1 protein-coding gene and 1 pseudogene are annotated in these 1,046 nt (G+C 65.9%); both read left to right on the top strand.

The window, feature by feature from the left end; translation table 11 throughout:
* The coding region (locus tag ENZ74_RS32825; RefSeq protein ID WP_127313337.1) for an FCD domain-containing protein at positions 1–311 on the top strand (311 nt) is incomplete at its 5' end.
* 10 nt (positions 312–321) lie between these two features.
* Positions 322–1,046, top strand: a pseudogene (locus ENZ74_RS32820) (glycosyl transferase family 1); the annotation flags it as partial.

The raw sequence follows: 1,046 nt of genomic DNA, 5'->3' as shown, positions 1-1,046 counted from the left end.
AGTTCCAGCGATTGGACATCGATTTTCACGGCATGCTCGCCGAGGGCAGCGCCAACCGCTTCATCGCCGACGCGCTCGCCGATCACCTCAGGCTGCGCCGGCTGCCGGGCATCTATGCCGGCGTCAACGTCTTCCGATTGCGGCAATCGCTGCGCGAACACCTTGTCATACTCGACCATCTTGAAAGCCTGCAGTATGAGGTGGCTGCCGATCTGCTTCGCATTCATCTGCGGCTCTCCCGCAACCAGCGACCGCAAGCGGCCAGCCGCGGGGCTCCCGCGCTGTTCGGCACGATCAGCCGGCCGGAATGACGAGGATTAATTGACGCGTAAAGCCAGCCCGACCATCGCGCTGTTTCCCGAAGCAAGCTTCGGCGCGGCGTTGAATTGCGTCGGCATCGCGCAGGCGCTGCGTGCGAAAGGCGCCCGGCCCGTCTTCATCTGCCATGCCGGTTTCTCCGGCGTCTTTGCCGACTATGGTTTCCAGGAATACCAGTTGCCAACCGACGAGCCGCTGAGCGAGAGCCAACGTCAGAGCTACTGGCAGGCTTTCGTGCGCCGGCACCTGCCGCATTTCAGGCTGAGCCCGATCGACCAGCTTGAGACCTATGTCGCTCCGACCTGGCAGGCCATCGTCGACACCGCGGTCAATGCCGAGGCGCCGCTGCGCCAATTGCTGGCACGGCTCAAGCCGGATGCCGTGGTGCTCGACAATGTCATCATGTTCCCGGCGATCGCCGCCGCCGGCTGTCCGTGGGTGCGCGTCGTCTCCTGCGCCGAGACCGAGCTGCCGGACGCCAATGTGCCGCCCTATCTGTCGGGGCTTGGCGTGGACGACCCGCAACGCGCGGCGTTCGAGGCCAGGTATCTGGCGGCTTGCGCGCCGGCGCATGACCGCTTCAACCGCTTCCGGGCGGATGCCGGACTGGGGCCGCTGCCGAAGGGTCAGTTCCTCGAGACGTCGCCCGATCTCAACCTGCTGCTGACGCCGACGATCGTGCGCCGCGAGCGTGCCGAGCCGCTCGACCCCGCGCGCTTCGTCTATCT

Origin of the sequence: Mesorhizobium sp. M7A.F.Ca.CA.002.15.2.1, assembly GCF_003998715.1 — a bacterium.
GTDB classification, from domain to species: Bacteria; Pseudomonadota; Alphaproteobacteria; order Rhizobiales; family Rhizobiaceae; genus Mesorhizobium; species Mesorhizobium ciceri.
Note: the sequence above shows the minus strand (reverse complement) of the source record. Positions and strands in the feature narration are given on the sequence as shown.